This window comes from Pontibacter aydingkolensis, assembly GCF_019443125.1.
GTDB classification, from domain to species: Bacteria; Bacteroidota; Bacteroidia; order Cytophagales; family Hymenobacteraceae; genus Pontibacter; species Pontibacter aydingkolensis.
The window spans coordinates 375062-391315 of sequence record NZ_JAHYXK010000003.1; the positions used below are offsets into that span (position 1 = coordinate 375062).

Annotated in this window: 9 protein-coding genes; 5 read left to right on the forward strand and 4 right to left on the reverse strand. The window is 45.8% G+C overall.

The annotated features are described in order from the left end of the window. Positions 1 to 17 precede the first annotated feature (17 nt). From sov to K0O23_RS06145, 5 genes are all read left to right on the forward strand, one after another. Positions 18 to 7139 carry a T9SS outer membrane translocon Sov/SprA gene (gene sov / locus K0O23_RS06125; protein ID WP_246596952.1) on the forward strand — a complete coding sequence of 2374 codons (7122 nt, stop codon included), beginning with the start codon at positions 18 to 20 and terminating at the stop codon, positions 7137 to 7139. Between the two features lie 60 nt (positions 7140 to 7199). Further along, entirely contained in the window at positions 7200 to 7580 is a 381-nt protein-coding gene (gene gcvH / locus K0O23_RS06130) for a glycine cleavage system protein GcvH (protein WP_219876499.1), read from the forward strand. Between the two features lie 69 nt (positions 7581 to 7649). Continuing rightward, complete coding sequence (locus K0O23_RS06135; RefSeq protein WP_219876500.1) at positions 7650 to 7982, forward strand: VanZ family protein; 333 nt, start codon at positions 7650 to 7652, stop codon at positions 7980 to 7982. Positions 7983 to 8032: 50 nt separating this feature from the next. Next, positions 8033 to 9304, forward strand: a complete 1272-nt coding sequence (locus K0O23_RS06140; protein ID WP_219876501.1) for a M28 family metallopeptidase — start codon at positions 8033 to 8035, stop codon at positions 9302 to 9304. 283 nt (positions 9305 to 9587) lie between these two features. Continuing rightward, entirely contained in the window at positions 9588 to 12164 is a 2577-nt protein-coding gene (locus K0O23_RS06145; protein ID WP_219876502.1) for a S8 family serine peptidase, read from the forward strand. 182 nt (positions 12165 to 12346) lie between these two features. On the opposite strand, the gene K0O23_RS06150 is transcribed toward K0O23_RS06145, so the two are convergent. The 4 genes from K0O23_RS06150 to K0O23_RS20115 all read right to left on the reverse strand — a co-directional run bounded on the left by K0O23_RS06150 (position 12347) and on the right by K0O23_RS20115 (position 16197). Further along, the gene (locus K0O23_RS06150; RefSeq protein WP_219876503.1) at positions 12347 to 13150 is read right to left on the reverse strand and encodes a M57 family metalloprotease; all 804 of its coding nucleotides are present in this window, start codon (positions 13148 to 13150) and stop codon (positions 12347 to 12349) included. Positions 13151 to 13517: 367 nt separating this feature from the next. Then, a complete protein-coding gene (locus K0O23_RS06155) occupies positions 13518 to 14321 on the reverse strand; it encodes a M57 family metalloprotease (protein ID WP_219876504.1) in 804 nt (267 codons plus the stop codon). 487 nt (positions 14322 to 14808) lie between these two features. Then, on the reverse strand, positions 14809 to 15687 hold the full coding sequence (locus K0O23_RS06160; RefSeq protein ID WP_219876505.1) for a YicC/YloC family endoribonuclease: 879 nt from the start codon (positions 15685 to 15687) through the stop codon (positions 14809 to 14811). Between the two features lie 111 nt (positions 15688 to 15798). Then, the gene (locus tag K0O23_RS20115; RefSeq protein ID WP_246596953.1) at positions 15799 to 16197 is read right to left on the reverse strand and encodes a TSUP family transporter; all 399 of its coding nucleotides are present in this window, start codon (positions 16195 to 16197) and stop codon (positions 15799 to 15801) included. Between the last annotated feature and the right edge of the window lie 57 nt (positions 16198 to 16254).

Genomic DNA, 16254 nt, shown 5'->3' on the forward strand with positions numbered 1-16254 from the left:
AAAAAAGCAACCTGCTAATGGCAACGGTTGCAGCTATTTCTTTGCTGGCCTGGTGGTCGCAGGCGGAAGTACTGCGCTCAACGGCCAGGATCAAGTATACTATACTCCAAAATTTATTAGCACGCCAGGATACAGTTAAAAAAGATACGGCTTATATACCAAGCAGAAGGCCAACCTTCGTACCCAGCGACAGACGCGGCAATCCTTTTAGCACGCGCACCAGCCCATCTCCTCTGTTATTAGGGCAACCAAGCAACTTACATTTAAATGTGGAGCTTGATGACAGCCTGCAGCAGTATAATATTACAGAAACCCTGGGCGATGTAAATTACCGTCCGCCATCGTCTATGACACTGAAGCAGTATTCCGAGTGGCAGCAGCGCGAGGCCATACGTAATTACTGGCGCACCAAGTCTGCAGGGCTCGATGGCGAAAGTGTGGTTAGCAGCAACAGGCTTATACCTAAAATATACATCAGCCCGGCCTTTGATCGTATTTTCGGGGGCAACTATGTGGATATTCAGCCAAACGGTAACGTGTCGCTTAAATTTGGCGCGCGCTTTAACCGTAACCAGAACCCAACTATACCTTTACGCCAGCAGCGCACCGGCGATTTTGATTTTGACCAGAACATCTCCCTTAACCTTGTAGGTAAGATAGGTGAGAAAATGCGCATAAACTTTAACTGGGATAACAACGCCAACTTCGATTTTGAGAATAACATGAAGTTGGATTACACAGGCTATGAAGAAGAGATTATACGCAAGGTAGAAGCCGGTAACGTAAGCCTTCCGCTTAATAACTCTCTTATTACCGGCGCGCAAAACCTGTTCGGTATTAAAACGCAGCTGCAGTTTGGCCGGCTGGGCGTTACAACCATTGCCTCTAACGTGCGTGGCCGTAATGACGAAGTCATTATCCAGAACGGAGCCCAAAACAAGCCTTTCCTGATACGGGTAGATGAGTATGACCGGGACCGTCACTTCTTCCTGTCGCAGTTTTTCCGGGGCCGTTACGACCAGGCACTGGCCAAGTTGCCTTTGGTAAACTCAGGCATTGTGATTCGTCGCCTGGAACTGTACGTTACCAACAATAACCGATCAACAGAGAACCTGCGCAACATAGTAGCCCACATGGACCTTGGTGAGGCCGACCCGTTCAGGGACAGGTTTGAGACAAGGCCTCCTACGGCACCGGCAGATAATAGCAGCAACTCACTCTATAGTTTACTTAATAACCGCCAGGCCCGTGATAACAGCACCGTAGGTGATTATCTGCGTAGCCAGGGCCTGCAAAAAACAATCGACTTCGAGCATGTCCGCGCACGTAAGTTAGACCCAAGAGAGTATAAATTCAATCCGCAGCTAGGTTATATTTCACTGAACACTGCCCTCCTACCAGACCAGGTACTCGGTGTATCATTTGAATATACTTACAATGGCAAGACCTACCAGGTAGGTGAGCTGATAGAGGATTATCAAAACCTGGACGACCAAAAAGTAATTCACATGAAGTTGCTGCGCGCAACTAACCCCGCATTAGAGTACCCTACCTGGGACCTGATGATGAAAAACGTGTACAGTCTGGATGCCACACAGGTAAACCGCCAGAACTTCCAGATGCAGATCATCTACAAGGATGATGAGACCGGTGTAGACATTACAAGTATAAAAGAGCCAAGCCCTATCCAGAATATTCCGCTGGTGGAAGTACTTAACCTGGATAACGTTAACCCAAACAACGACAAGCCAAGTGACGGTAACTTCGACTTTTTGCCTGGCATTACCATCGACACTGAGTCCGGCCGTATCTTCTTCCCACAAGTAGAGCCGTTTGGCAGTTACCTTGCACAGAAACTCGAAGGCCGCCCAGAACTGGTTGACCGCTATGTGTTTCAGGAACTGTATGATCAAACCCAAACAGATGCCCAGCAGAATAATGTAAAGGCAAAATTTTATTTAAAAGGACGCTTACAGGCTACATCAGCAGACGAGATAACGTTACCGGGCTTTAGAATTGCCGAAGGGTCTGTGGCTGTATACTCTGGTGGTACACGTTTGGTAGAAGGAACAGACTACCAGGTATTCTACGACTTAGGCCGAATAAAAATCCTGAACCCGAGTTATATCAGTTCAGCCAGCGATTTGCGTGTTACCTACGAGAAAGCCGAACTGCTTAATATACAGCCGCGCTCGTTGTTAGGTGCCCGTTTTGATTACAGGTTGAATGAGGATGTAAATATAGGGGCTACAGTACTGCACCTGGCCGAGCAGCCATACATTAACCGGGTAAGTATAGGCGATGAGCCATCAAACAACACCATTTACGGTTTTGATGTAAATGTGCAGAAGCAGTCGCGTTTTCTGACCAAAATGACAGATGCCATACCACTGATACAGACCAAGGTGCCCTCTTTGGTTTCGTTTAGCGGTGAGTTTGCGCAGTTGGTACCAGCCAAAACCAAATCGGCGGTCAATGAAGATGGCGCTTCATACATTGATGACTTTGAAGGCGCTGAAACGCCATACAGTTTAGGAGGCTTTAATAATACAAGTTGGCGCCTGGCCGCCACTCCTGCCCCACTTGTACCTGGAACAGGACTGGCTAACGCCTACAACCGGGCAAAACTAGCCTGGTATACTATTGATCAGATTTTCTACCGAGATGCCAACGGCCTAAGGCCCAAAAGTATAACCAAGGATGAGCTTGCAAACCATTATGTACGTGGTGTTCAGAGAAACGAGGTTTTCCCGGGCCGTGACCCAGAGGTAGCTAACACCTTTGAGTATACTTTTGACCTGGCGTATTACCCAAGTGAGCGTGGCCAGTATAACTACAACCCAAACCTTACATCTCAAGGCCTGTTGGCAGGAGACCCTCGAAAAAACTGGGGTGGTATCAGCCGTGATATTTCTTTTGATACAGACTTCGACAATGCCAACATAGAGTACATTGAGTTCTGGATGATGGACCCGTTTATCACCGGGCCTAACGGAAGAAAAGACGCACAGGGCAACCCGATCACCAGAAACGAGGGAGGCCAACTGGTATTTAACCTGGGCAGTGTTTCAGAGGACATACTTCAGGATAACCGCTACTCCTTCGAAAACGGACTACCTACTTCTGCTGATAACCTGCAGGGTGTGCAAGAATCTATTTGGGGACGTATGACCACGCAGCAGTTTCTTACAGATGCCTTTACCGGTGAACCAGGAGCACGCCAGTTCCAGGATATTGGCTTGGATGGATTAAACGATGCCAACGAACGTAGCTTTTTCCAGAACACTTTCCTGAACCAGATTCCCGGCACACCTCCTCAAACCGTGCTCGACGACCCATCTGCAGATAACTTTCTTCACCACCTGGACGAAAGATACGATGCGCAGAACGCCGGTATACTTGCCAGGTACAAGAACTTTAACGGCATGGAGAACAACTCACCTGAGAACAGCCGCTTCTCCAACTACGCCTTCCCGGATAAAGAAGACCTGAACCGCGACAACGTGATAAACGACGTGGAGCAGTATTACGAGTACAAGATAAACCTGCAGCCAGGCCAGCTAAACGTTGGTCAGAATTATATTGTAGATGCTATCCAGAAAGGCGATGTAACGTGGTATCAGTTCCGTGTGCCGATACGCCAGCCAACAGGCAGCGTGGGCAACATAAGCGGGTTTAAGTCGATCAGGTTCATGCGTATGTACCTCACCGAGTTTGCCGACCCGGTGGTGATGCGCTTTGTACAGTTCCAGTTTGTAGCAAACCAGTGGCGCCAATTCCTACAGCCAATTACCGACGGCAATCCGTGCCTTACCTGTACCGACGATGCCAGGTCTTTCACCATCTCTACGGTAAACATTGAGGAAAACGGACAGGCCCTGGAAGGAACTATCCCGTATGTAGTGCCACCTGGCATTCAGCGCCTTCGTGATTACGCCTCTACAAATGACCGCCGCCAGAACGAACAGTCGCTGCAGCTTTGCGTGGATGAACTGAAGGACTCTTTCTCAAAGGCTGTATATAAGAATATCACCCTGGACATGCTTATTTACAAGCGCCTGAAGATGTTTATTCATGCGCAGAGCCAGGAGCCGGGAATCAGAGATGGCGATGTGCAGGCTTTTATCCGTATCGGTACCGACTTTACCCAGAACTACTACGAGTACGTGGTGCCCCTGGAAATTACACCGCAGGGAAGCTTAACCCCGGATGCCATCTGGCCGCAAGGAAACCAAATTGATATTGCTCTCGAAGAATTTGTAAATGCCAAAGTGCTCCGCAACAAACAACCTGGCTTCGACCGCTTCCGGCCGTTTGATGTAAATATAGATGGCAAGACCATACGTGTAGTAGGTAACCCTGATTTTAGTGAAGTAGAGGGTATCATGATCGGTATCCGAAACCCAAGCGATAACGGCCAGCCTCACTCAGTATGCATGTGGGTAGATGAGTTAAGAGTAACCGATTTCCGTAACCAGTCTGGCTGGGCTGCCAACGGACGCCTGAACACTAAACTCGCAGACTTTGCCAACATTACTGCAACAGGTGCTTACACTACCATAGGCTTTGGCGGATTGCAGCAGAAAATAGCGCAACGTGCACGCGAAAACACCGCCCTGTTTGATGTAAGCGCCAATATTGTTGCAGACAAGTTCCTGCCAGAAAAACTGGGCATCAGAGTGCCGGTCTCTGTGCAATACGGTACCCTGAATAGCGAACCACAATTCGACCCGTTAGATAAAGACGTACCGTTGGAGGAATCATTAACAAGATTTGAATCTGAAGAGGCCAAAAGAGAATACAAAAAAGAAGTGACCACCCGCGAAACACGCAAAAGTGTAAGCCTGCTGAACGTACGAAAAGAGCGAACAGACCCGGAAGACAAAGTACGGCCTTACGATATTGAGAATCTGTCTTTCTCATATTCTTATGCGGAGCGACTGTTTACCAACATCGAAACCGACAGAGACCTAACGAGAACGTACAATGGGGCTGTAGCTTATACTTATAACACCACCCCAAAAAATATTGCACCTTTTGCGAATGCAGAAAGTATGAAATCGCCGTACCTGCGCCTGATAAAAGACCTGAACTTTACGCCGCTACCAAGCAGCTTTAATTTCAGGGCAGATCTGGACCGCCGTTACAACGAAACATTCCTGCAACGCCGCGATTCGGAAACAGGGCTTATCACGACAAGAGGCATTAACCCGGTGTTTCAGAAGTATTTCTACTTTAACCGCATTTACGACCTCAAGTGGGACATCACCAAAAGCCTGGGGCTTGACTATACGGCCACTAACAGAGCCATTATAGACGAACCAGACAACAGGATAGACAGGGAGGTTGACTCGCTAGCTTATAAAAACAAGATCATTTGGGATAACCTAAAGAACTTTGGCCGTAATACCAACTTTAACCAGATGGTGGCGCTTAATTATAAATTACCGCTTGACAAGTTCCCGCTGGTAGACTGGATAGGTGCCGATACACGCTACGCTGTTAACTACATCTGGACGGCAGGATCCACAGCGCTTAACCAGGATACTACCTTCAGGCTAGGCAATACTGTAGAGAACAACACCGAATTTACTGTAAACGGTAAGTTCGATATGGTTAAACTATACAACAAGGTCAAATTCCTGAAGGCGGTAAACACCCCGGCACCGACAGGCCGCCCAATTGCACCGGCTCCTGGCGATACAACTGCACAAAAGCCGGCTTCTGAAATGAAGTTTGCCAAAGCGCTGGCCCGAACGTTGATGATGACGCGCTCTATCAACTTTACGTACCTGCAGAACCGTGGAACTCTATTACCTGGATACTTGCCAAGTACGCAGTTCTTCGGGTTTGATGATGATTTTGAAGCACCGGGCCTGCCGTTTATACTTGGCAAACAGTACGACCTAGATAATTTATACTTTAGAGCTAAAGAGAATGGCTGGTACACCGACAGTAGCCAATTCCTGAACACACCGCTTAGCAGTATACTTACCGAAGACTTCAGGGCGCAGGCAAACCTGGAGCCATTTAAGAGCTTTAATGTGCAGTTGGATGTCCGCCGTAACAAATCAACCATAGAGGAAATCTTCTACCGCAAAGAGTTTGATGATTTCGGACAGGTAGGCACAGCAGACCAACGCCAGAATCCGTTTAACACGGGAGCGTTCTCAACCTCGTTTATGGCTCTTGGCACTTTGTTTGAGTCTGGCAGCGCCGGTACATCAAATGCTTTCGAGAACTTTATCCGCAACCGTTACGATGTGCGCGAAAAACTGTTAACCGCCAATCCGGCTGCTGTAACCGACACAGCTTATACTTTAAACTCGCAGGATGTGCTTATTAAGTCGTTCCTATACGCGTACCAGGGCCGCGATATAAATGGTTTCGAAGCAGATGCAGACGATAATCCGTTTAAGCGTTTGCCTATCCCGAACTGGCGTTTAGATTACAATGGCTTATCGCAGTTGCCGTTTTTCCAGCAATGGTTTAGCCAGGTAAACATTACACACGCTTATAACTCAAGCCTTAATATTACTAGCTTTACCACCTCGCTGCTGTATGATCAGGAGCCAGCCGGCTTCCCTACTGCCACGAACAATTTCGGACAGCTGATACCATACTACATCGTAAATCAGATGACGGTGTCGGAGAGGCTGGCGCCGCTGTTAGGCGTTAACTTCAGGACAAAAACGAACCTGACCGGCCGTATAGAGTATAAGATCGAGCGTAACCTGTCGCTGAACCTGACCAATGCCCAGGTAACAGAAACCAACGTGAAAGATTATGTAGTTGGTTTTGGCTATGCTACCAGCAACTTCAGAATACCTTTCCGTATTGCAGGCAAGCGACGGATACTGGAGAATGAACTAACCATGCGCCTTGATTTCTCGGTACGCGATAACCAGACAGTTCAACGCGCCATTGCCACTGATGAGGATGGCTTTGAAGTTAGCCAGAACCAGATAACCAATGGTACACGCCAGTTGCAGTTGCGGCCAACTGTAGATTATGTACTGAGCCAGCGCGTCAACATACAGTTTTATGTATTGCGCACTGTTTCTGATCCTAAAATTTCTACGTCGTTCCGTAACAGCGTAACAGAGGGCGGCGTTCAACTACGAGTTAGTTTGCAATAAAATTTTGGCATTGCAAAAAAGGCCGTATTTTTGAGCAGTAATCTTAACCAGATAGAACAAATGAACTTACCAGAGAACTTAAAGTATACCAAAGACCACGAGTGGGTACGCATTGAAGGCGATGTAGCTTATGTAGGCATTACTGATTTTGCTCAGAGCGAACTTGGCGATATCGTTTATGTAGACATCGACACTGTGGACAAAGACATTAACCAGGAAGACGTTTTTGGTACTGTAGAAGCCGTTAAAACTGTTTCTGACTTGTTTAGCCCATTAAGCGGCACTGTACTTGAGTTTAATGATAAGCTGGAAGGCAGCCCAGAACTGGTAAACTCAGATCCTTACGGAGATGGCTGGATCATTAAAATGTCTATCAGCGACAACAGCCAGACAGCAGATTTACTTTCTGCAGAGGCTTACCGCGAACTGATCGGTCAGTAATTTTTTGAATTGAGAGATTAAGCCGGTTTGATACTACGCTATAATCTGTTTACCATATTGTGGGCAGTAATGATCCTTTTAACGACATTACTGCCCTCTTCTTCTATGCCTTCGCTCTCGATCTGGGAGCTTTTTTCCTTCGATTCGTTTGCCCACGCCTTCCTGTTTGGGGTGCTTACTTTCCTGATGATCGTCGGACTTACAAAGCAGTTTTCATACCTTAAACTGCGCCATTACGCTATCAGGGCCAGCCTTGCTATCAGCTTTCTGTTTGGGATAGCCGTGGAGCTAATGCAGCACTTCTTTATCTATGGCCGCCAGGGCGATATCATGGATGTAATTGCCAATACCGTTGGCTGCCTGATGGGCATTGTGCTGTTTAAGTGGGTTTACATCTGGTAATTCTTAATTTAGACTTCATTCTTTTCCCTGCAGATGCTTATCTTTAGTAGATGAGCAAGCTTTATACTCCCCTCCTTTTTATACTTCTGCTGGCTGGCACCACCGCTGCACAAGACATGCAGCGTGCGCGCCAAACTATTGATACATTGGCCAGTCCATACTTTCACGGTAGAGGCTATATACTGGACGGGGATGCCAAAGCAGCCAACTATATCCGGGACAGGTGTAAACAGATGGGGCTTAAACCGCTGGGAAATTCATACTGTCAGACCTTCAGTTTTCCGGTAAACAGGATCACCGAAACGCCACAATTAGAGATAGATGGAAAGAAGCTGGCAGCAGGTAAAGATTTTGTGGCGCGTGCCTCCTCTCCTTCCGGCTCAGGCAAAGCGGCTATACTTGTTCTAGATTCTCTTACTCTGACTAATGCTGCCACAGCAAAAAAATTCTTCTTTCAAAATTTCAAAGGCAAAGGTATAGTATACCGCCAGCAGGATGCGAAAGCAATAGGCCAGCTGCCGCAGCCGTACCAGCAAAAATTGCAGCAAGCCGAGGTGCATGTTATACTTCAGCCAAAGGCGCTATTAACCACTGTAGCACATAAAACAGAAAGCACACCTGTATTGGAGGTACTGATTAGTGCCTGGCCCGCCAATGCGAAAAGTATAAAATATAGTATAATAAGCAGCCTTAAGCCTAACCACCAGGCCAAAAATGTAATCGGGTTTGTGGAGGGTAGTGCTAGGCCCGATTCCTTTCTGGTTTTCACAGCCCATTATGACCACCTGGGCGGTCAAGGTAAGGATGTATACTTTCCGGGAGCCAACGACAATGCAAGCGGCACGGCCATGCTGCTTGAACTGGCAGAGCATTACACCAAACCAGAGAACAAACCAAAGTATAGTATGGCATTTATCGCCTTCGCTGCCGAAGAAGCTGGTTTACTGGGTTCTTTCTATTATGTGCAAAACCCGCTTTTCCCGCTCCGCAACATCCGCTTTCTGGTTAACCTGGACCTGTTGGGCACCGGCGGCGATGGCCTGATGGTAGTGAACGGGCAAGTACATAAGCAGGAGTTTACTTTACTAGACTCAATCAACAAAACAAATGGGTTTCTTCCCCAAATAAAGAGCCGCGGCAAAGCTGCTAACTCAGACCATTACCCCTTTTCGGAGCAGGGCGTACCAGCCTTCTTCTTTTATACTTTAGGCGGTACCGCAGCCTATCATAACACCCAGGATTTTGCCAGCCAATTGCCGCTTACAAAATTCACAGAGGTATTCAGGTTAATAACAAGTTTTGCAGAAAACCTGCAGCAATAGAAGTATAATCTGACGGGCACTAAAACAAGATAACATGCAATCCACGGCAATCTGCACCAGCCTTACATTACAGGCCAGCAACAAAGTATAAATCATTGATTTTTCTTGTGTTAAGGCGCCTTACAGGTATTGTGTTATTGAGGGCAATTCTTTAGCTTTAGCATTGTTTTGCGTTCCTTATTCCGGGCAAAACTTGATTTCTCAATAATTTCGTATGCAGAATCTTTACGCGCGCTTCCAGAGTTGTTTACTTCTCTTGCTTCTGGTAATATCTCCTATAGTAATGTATGCTCAGGGTAAAGATGATGTTCTGTTACAGAAGCTAACTACAGCAAAACTAGCCCCAACTCTGCATCAGTCGCTGCAGAAAAATACTTCTGGAAACTATAGAATAGCCGTAAAAAACAAAGCAGCTTTTAAAGTATGGCTAAAGGAGCATAATCTAAACATTAATGCCAAAGAACTTACAGTTTCTGCCAATACTTTTTCGGTTACCAGTGTAAAAGCAACACAACTAAAGCAGCTGCTAACTTGCCCCCATGTTACCTTCGTTGATAGGACAAACAGGACACCCAAGGAGGAAGCAGAGTTAAAGGATGTAAACTTTGCCGCCAATAACATCCCTGTCCTCCAATCCAAATTCCAGGAACTAACAGGAGATGGCATGGTGGTATCTGTTAAAGAGGGTGCTTTTAACCCCAACGATATTGATCTGAAGGCACGTGTATTGGCACCAGAATCATTTGCCGCAGGCTATACTCAACACGCCACCACCATGGCTACTATTATAGGCGGCGCCGGAAACTCAGGACCAAGAGGTAAAGGTATCGCCACCAAAGCCATACTTGCCACATCAGACTTCAAAGAGCTTTTCCCGGATAACAGTATCAAGCTATTAAGTAGCGGTATTAGTGTACAAAATCACTCCTATGGCGTTGGGGTAGAGAACTACTATGGTCTCGAATCGGTTGCCTACGACGAGCAGGTTTTCCAGAACCCTCAGTTGCTGCATGTTTTCTCGTCGGGTAACAGCGGCAACAAGGCCGAAACCACAGGCACTTATGCAAACCTTATTGGCTTTGCGAACTTAACTGGCCAGTTTAAAAATTCTAAAAATACCCTGAGTGTGGGAGCACTGGAGCCTGGCAACACAGTAGGCCTGCTCAGCTCCCGCGGGCCTGCCTACGACGGCAGAATAAAACCTGAACTGGTGGCTTATGGCATTGCGGGCACCTCAGAGGCAGCAGCTGTTGTATCAGGAGTGGCTGTGCTGTTGCAGCAAGCCTATAAAAACCAATTTAGCGGCGAATTGCCCTCCGCAGCACTGGTAAAGGCTGCCCTTATTAATAGTGCCGACGATGTAGGCCGAAAAGCTGTAGACTTTGAATCCGGTTATGGCAATACCGATGCCTTAGGTGCCGTGAGAAGCATACTTGAAACACGGTTTATACAAGCCGCAGTAGCCCAAAACGAACAACAGTCTTATACTATCAAAGTACCGGAAGGTGCCAGGCAATTAAAGGTAACTATTGTATGGCACGACAAAGAAGCGGAGCCTACTGCAGCCACTGCACTTATAAACGACCTTGACCTAGAAGTGCATCACCGTAGTTCCGGTGCCAGTTGGCTTCCTTGGGTGCTCAGCACGTACCCACATCCGGATTCGCTATCTAAACCAGCCAAACGTGGTGTGGACCGACTGAATAATGTGGAGCAGGTAACCATAGACCTGCCTGCTGCCGGAGAGTATGAGTTGCTGGTAAAAGGCTATAAAGTGCAGGACAAAGCCCAGGGGTTTAGCCTCGTGTATGAGTATGAACAAGAACTGGAGTGGTTATACCCTGCTTTGGGCCTCAGCTTAAAAGCCGGCGAGGTAAACAAGATCCGCTGGCAGGGAAACGCAATAGATGAATCCGTGCAATTGGAGTATAAATTATCGCAGGACAAAGACTGGACGCATATTAAAGAACTAGCTACATCGGATCTTTACTTTGACTGGCAGGCCCCCGACACAGTAGCTGTGGCAAAGCTCCGGCTTTCGGGAGCAAATACAAGTATAGAATCTGAGCCATTTATACTTTCAAAGCAATTAAAATTACAGGTAGGCTTCGATTGCACAGATAACTCTATGGTGCACTGGCCGGCCTTAAGTGGCGTTAGCGAATATCAGTTGCTGCATGTAGACAAAGCTTACACCGAAAAATTACTTACCACAGCCGACACACTTGCCGTGCTGGATAAAAAAACATTGCAGTACCTGGGAGATTATGTGTTAGTCGCTCCTGTGGTAGAGGGGATGATGGCTGAGACAAGCGATGCGGTAAGGCATAGCAAGCCAGGAACAGGATGCTATGTAAAAAGCTTTCTGCCAGAGCAATTCGTGATGGACACAATGCGGTTTAACCTGGAGCTTAGCACACTTTATCAGCTGGTATCTGTTACTCTGGAGCGCGAGCAAAACGGAGTATATAACCCTGTAAGTAAAATAAACGCTGTAAAAAGCCTGACGCTAAAGTTAAACGACCCAGATCCTGCTCCGGGTAAAAACCTGTACCGCGTAAAAGTAGAAACACTAAATAATGTATTCTATTTCAGTAGCATAGAAGAAGCCAGTTACGCCAGACAGGGATTTGCACAAGTATACCCTAATCCGGTAACTGCAGGCAGCCCCTTACACATTGCCCTCATTAATGATTCGGCCAATCTTCAGCTTTATGACCAGACAGGAAGAATAGTAAGAGAGTCAGAAGAAGTGGGTGTAATAAAAGTATTGGATACCACAGGTTTAAAGGGGCTTTATCTACTCCGGATAAAAGGAGATTCCGGTAAGTATATTACCAAGCGGGTGCTTATACTTTAATAAGCTCAAGCTATATGTATAAAAAAGGTAGGTATCGATTAAAAAGTACCCTGCTTACCCTGTGCTCTACCGAGTATCCCCTATGTTCCTTAAATAATTATACAAGTATACCTCAGACTTAAAAAAAAAGGCTCCTGCATTACTGCAGGAGCCTTTTTTTTTAGTCCTATTCTATAATAAACCTAGTACAGGTAGCTAAGCGCAGTTTTGTCGTTCGCGTTGAACGGACGGTTCTGGCCAGATCCGATGCAAGCAAGCATCCAGGAGTTCGGATCCTGCATTGTCGGCGTGCCTGGGATGTGGATAGCACCTACTGTGGAGGCACCTTCGTTGGTGTAAGAGCCGCCGCAAGAGTAGCTTCTGTCCATGTAGTCCGTGTGACGGAAACCGATGCAATGGCCAACTTCATGTGCCAGGATAGTTGCGAACCACGCCTGATTAGGGTTGTTACCGATGTATCTGGTTGCTACCTTGATCAGGTTGTGTGGATCGCCAGCTGCAGTAGGGAAACCAGCTGAAGCAAGGTACTGAGCAGATTTAGGAGCTGCTACAATAGCAATGCTAGCGTTAGAAGACACACGACGCATGGTGATCGTCAGGTTCTCAGCGTTAAAACGGGCAATAGCCTCATCAAGAGCTGGCACATAAGATGCTGGTAATGATGCATCCATAGATATAGTTATCTCACGTCCGGTTCCTGCATTTACCAGGTTAGTCGTGCGGTACTGCTCAGACTCACCTACGCGTAATGCCTTTGTGTTATGCGCTGAGGTAAGGTCGCCATCAGTTAAAAAGATATCCCCCTCAACAATATAACCACCCTCAACCTTCATCACATTCTGGTTACTAAAGCCTAGGGCTTTGATCTGGGTTAATACTTCCTGAGAAGCTTCTTCTTTGTTAGAGATTTCTTCATCCTGCTGGCAAGAAGAAAAACCGAAAGTAGCCAAGATGGCTGCACACAATAGTAAACGTTTTGCAAACATGTTTTGTAAAAATTTTAAGTTAGACATAAAATAAATATAGTAATACAAGTTAGATAACACAAGCTAAAAATCAATTATTTTAAGCTATAGCAGCAACAAAATAGCTAAATTGCAAATTTCAAATATAGAGGTTAAGTTTTTATAATTTTTCTAATAAATATAGCACTGTAATTGAACCTAAATTGCACATGCAATAGAGGAGCAAATGCAACTTAATGTTTATTTGTTACACAAAATCAGTTCTACTTATGATCAAGATTTCATGAACTGCATTGAGCTGAATATTTTATTAACAACTGCGGCTATAAAAATAAGGGGCTTAGTAGTGATACTACTAAGCCCCTTATTACTGAGTAAAGCTAGACTACTAGTATATGTAGTTAAGCGCAGTTCTGTCGTTAGAGTTGAACGGGCGGTTAACACCTGTACCAATACAAGCAAGCATCCATGAGTTTGGATCCGCCCCTGTTGGCGTGCCTGGTATATGTACTGCACCTACTGTGCTGGCTCCTTCGTTGTAGTAAGAGCCACCGCATGAGTAGCTTCTGTCCATGTAATCCGTGTGACGGAAACCGATGCAGTGACCAGCCTCGTGTGCCAGGATAGTAGCAAGGTAGTTAGTACCAGGGTTAGTGCCTAGGTAGTCAGAGTTAACCTTTACGCTATTATAAGGATTACCATTTGACGGGAAACCAGCAGAAGCCAGGTAACTTGAGCCAGATGGAGCTTTCGAGAAAAGAATCTCATAGTTAGAAGATACACGCTGGAATTTAATTCTTAAGTTCTCAGCATTAAAACGACGTATAGCTTCGTCCAAGGCCGTTACATAAGAAGATGGCAAGCTAGTAGTAATTGCCACACGGATAGTACGGCTAGTGCTGCCAACATTAACTAAATTGTTAGTACGGTACTGCTCAGACTCACCAACACGTACAGCTTTCTGATCATATGCAGTTGTCAGATCTTTTTCTCCTAAGAAAATGTCACCTTCAACTATATAGCCTCCCTCAACCTTCTGCACATTCTGGTTGTTGAAGCCCATAGCAGTTATCTGGCTAAGAGTTTGCTCAGATACTTCTGCTTTGTTTGTAATCTCCTCTTCCTGCTGGCAAGAAGAAAATCCGATTGTAACCGCCAGGGCGGCCATTGCAAGTAAACGGGTTACTTTCATAAACATTAAAAATTAAAAGTTAGACATATAGGTTAATAAGCGTAAAAACAAATGTGTAAACATACCACAGCAACTGGTTAATGCTTTATTATATACAAGCATTAACCAGCTAATTAAGCCGATATCATATAATAAGGGTGGAAGAGAAGCTTTACAAGGGCATTTTATAGCTTCTTATAACCGTAGAGGTATATAAGGGCAGATGCTTAGTAATCCAAAACTATGAGATAACATTCAATAAAAACAGGAATAACTGCAACCAAAGGTAACATAGCCTGTAACTACCACACATTGTGCTGAGAATGGTTTTTTCAAGGAAAATCTATTGAAAACCTATCATAAAACCAGCAAAAGGTAACTTTCTTATTTTTGCAACACAGTTTCAAACACACTCATTTACAGCGTTTTACATAATATAACCTATAAAAAAGCCGGCCCCTGCAACTTATTTTGTTACAGGGGCCGGCTTTTAAGATATACTTGCTGCTTAAAGTATGTTGTTGATCTGCTCTTTAATCTTCTCCAGTTCTTCTTTCATCTCCACCACATAATGCTGTATAGTAGAGTCGTTGGCTTTGGAACCGATGGTATTGATCTCACGGCCTATTTCCTGTGATATAAAGCCAAGTTTTTTACCTGTTGGCTCTGGCAAGTATACCGTCTCTGTAAAGTAGTGCAGGTGGTTTATCAGCCTCACCTTTTCTTCGGCGATATCCAGCTTTTCCATAAAGTATACCATCTCCTGCTCAAAGCGGTTCTTGTCAAAAATCTCTGAGTTCGATATCTCCGTTAGGTGCCCTTTTACCCTATTGCGGATATTTTCCATGCGCACAGGGTCGTGCTTTTCAATCTCGGCCAGCAGAATACGAATCTTGTCTATATAAGTCATGATTTCTGCCGTCAGGGCTTTGCCCTCATCGGCACGAAAAGCGTTAATGTTTGCGATTGCCTCTTCCAGCAAGGGCTGTACCACACTCCAATCTGCATCGCCGGCTTCCTCGTCTTGTTCCTGCTGCAGCACTTCCGGCATGTGCAATGCCAGCCGAAACAGGTCTTGCTTAGAGGCACCTACTGCATCAGCTGCCTGGCTTAACTCATTATAATAAACCTGCAGTAATTCGCGGTTAATGTTATTCTTAGCTTTCTGCGATTTGTTTTTAGAATAGTCTACGGATACAGATACCTTGCCTCTGATCAAGGCCTTAGTCAGCATGTTCCGGATTTCGTATTCTTTCTCGTTCAGGTAGCGCGGTGTGCGCACACTTAGGTCCATACCTTTTGAGTTTAAAGACCTGATCTCAACTGAAATCGTGTATTGATCGGAATCAAGGCGGGCACTCCCGAAGCCTGTCATGGACTGCAACATAATCTCTTTTTTAAAATGATACCCTGGCAAATTAGGGATAATTATTCAATTTTGCGCTGCACATAACACTAAAGCTATGATTCATCCTTATACTTTTAAGGTATAAGCCCTTTAGATCAATCCGGTAGCCAGGCCAAGCGCTACAAGTATAAGCATTATTCCCACGATCGTTTGCAGCGCCTCTATGGTTACTTTCTTTAATAGCCTGTTCCCCAGTAGTGCTACCGCAAAAGCCGAAGCAGGGGCTGCAGCCAGCAACGTATAGTTTATACTTTGATGCGCGCCAAAAATCAGTTTGTCATATACACTGGTTACATCAATCAGACAGGCTATAACCACTCCGGTGGCTATAAAAGCCTCTTTACTTAGCCCAGGTTTTATCAGAAAAGCACTGTGTAATGCTCCCTGGTTGCCTGTAAGTCCTCCAAAGAATCCATTTAGCAAGCCACCTAGGGGCAGGCACTTTGGGTCGAAGGATAGTTTAAAGAGGCGTGGGAGCAGATCAAACAAGGCAAAGCACACCATTAACAGGGCTGTACAAGTTTAACAGAAGTGATGTAAAATGTC

Bases quoted from the DNA above. Each gene is read 5' to 3' on its own strand.
- sov (WP_246596952.1), top strand. From the start codon at position 18: ATGGCAACGGTTGCAGCTATTTCTTTGCTGGCCTGGTGGTCGCAGGCG.
- gcvH (WP_219876499.1), top strand. From the start codon at position 7,200: ATGAACTTACCAGAGAACTTAAAGTATACCAAAGACCACGAGTGGGTA.
- K0O23_RS06135 (WP_219876500.1), top strand. From the start codon at position 7,650: ATGATCCTTTTAACGACATTACTGCCCTCTTCTTCTATGCCTTCGCTC.
- K0O23_RS06140 (WP_219876501.1), top strand. From the start codon at position 8,033: ATGAGCAAGCTTTATACTCCCCTCCTTTTTATACTTCTGCTGGCTGGC.
- K0O23_RS06145 (WP_219876502.1), top strand. From the start codon at position 9,588: ATGTATGCTCAGGGTAAAGATGATGTTCTGTTACAGAAGCTAACTACA.
- K0O23_RS06150 (WP_219876503.1), bottom strand. From the start codon at position 13,150: ATGTTTGCAAAACGTTTACTATTGTGTGCAGCCATCTTGGCTACTTTC.
- K0O23_RS06155 (WP_219876504.1), bottom strand. From the start codon at position 14,321: ATGAAAGTAACCCGTTTACTTGCAATGGCCGCCCTGGCGGTTACAATC.
- K0O23_RS06160 (WP_219876505.1), bottom strand. From the start codon at position 15,687: ATGTTGCAGTCCATGACAGGCTTCGGGAGTGCCCGCCTTGATTCCGAT.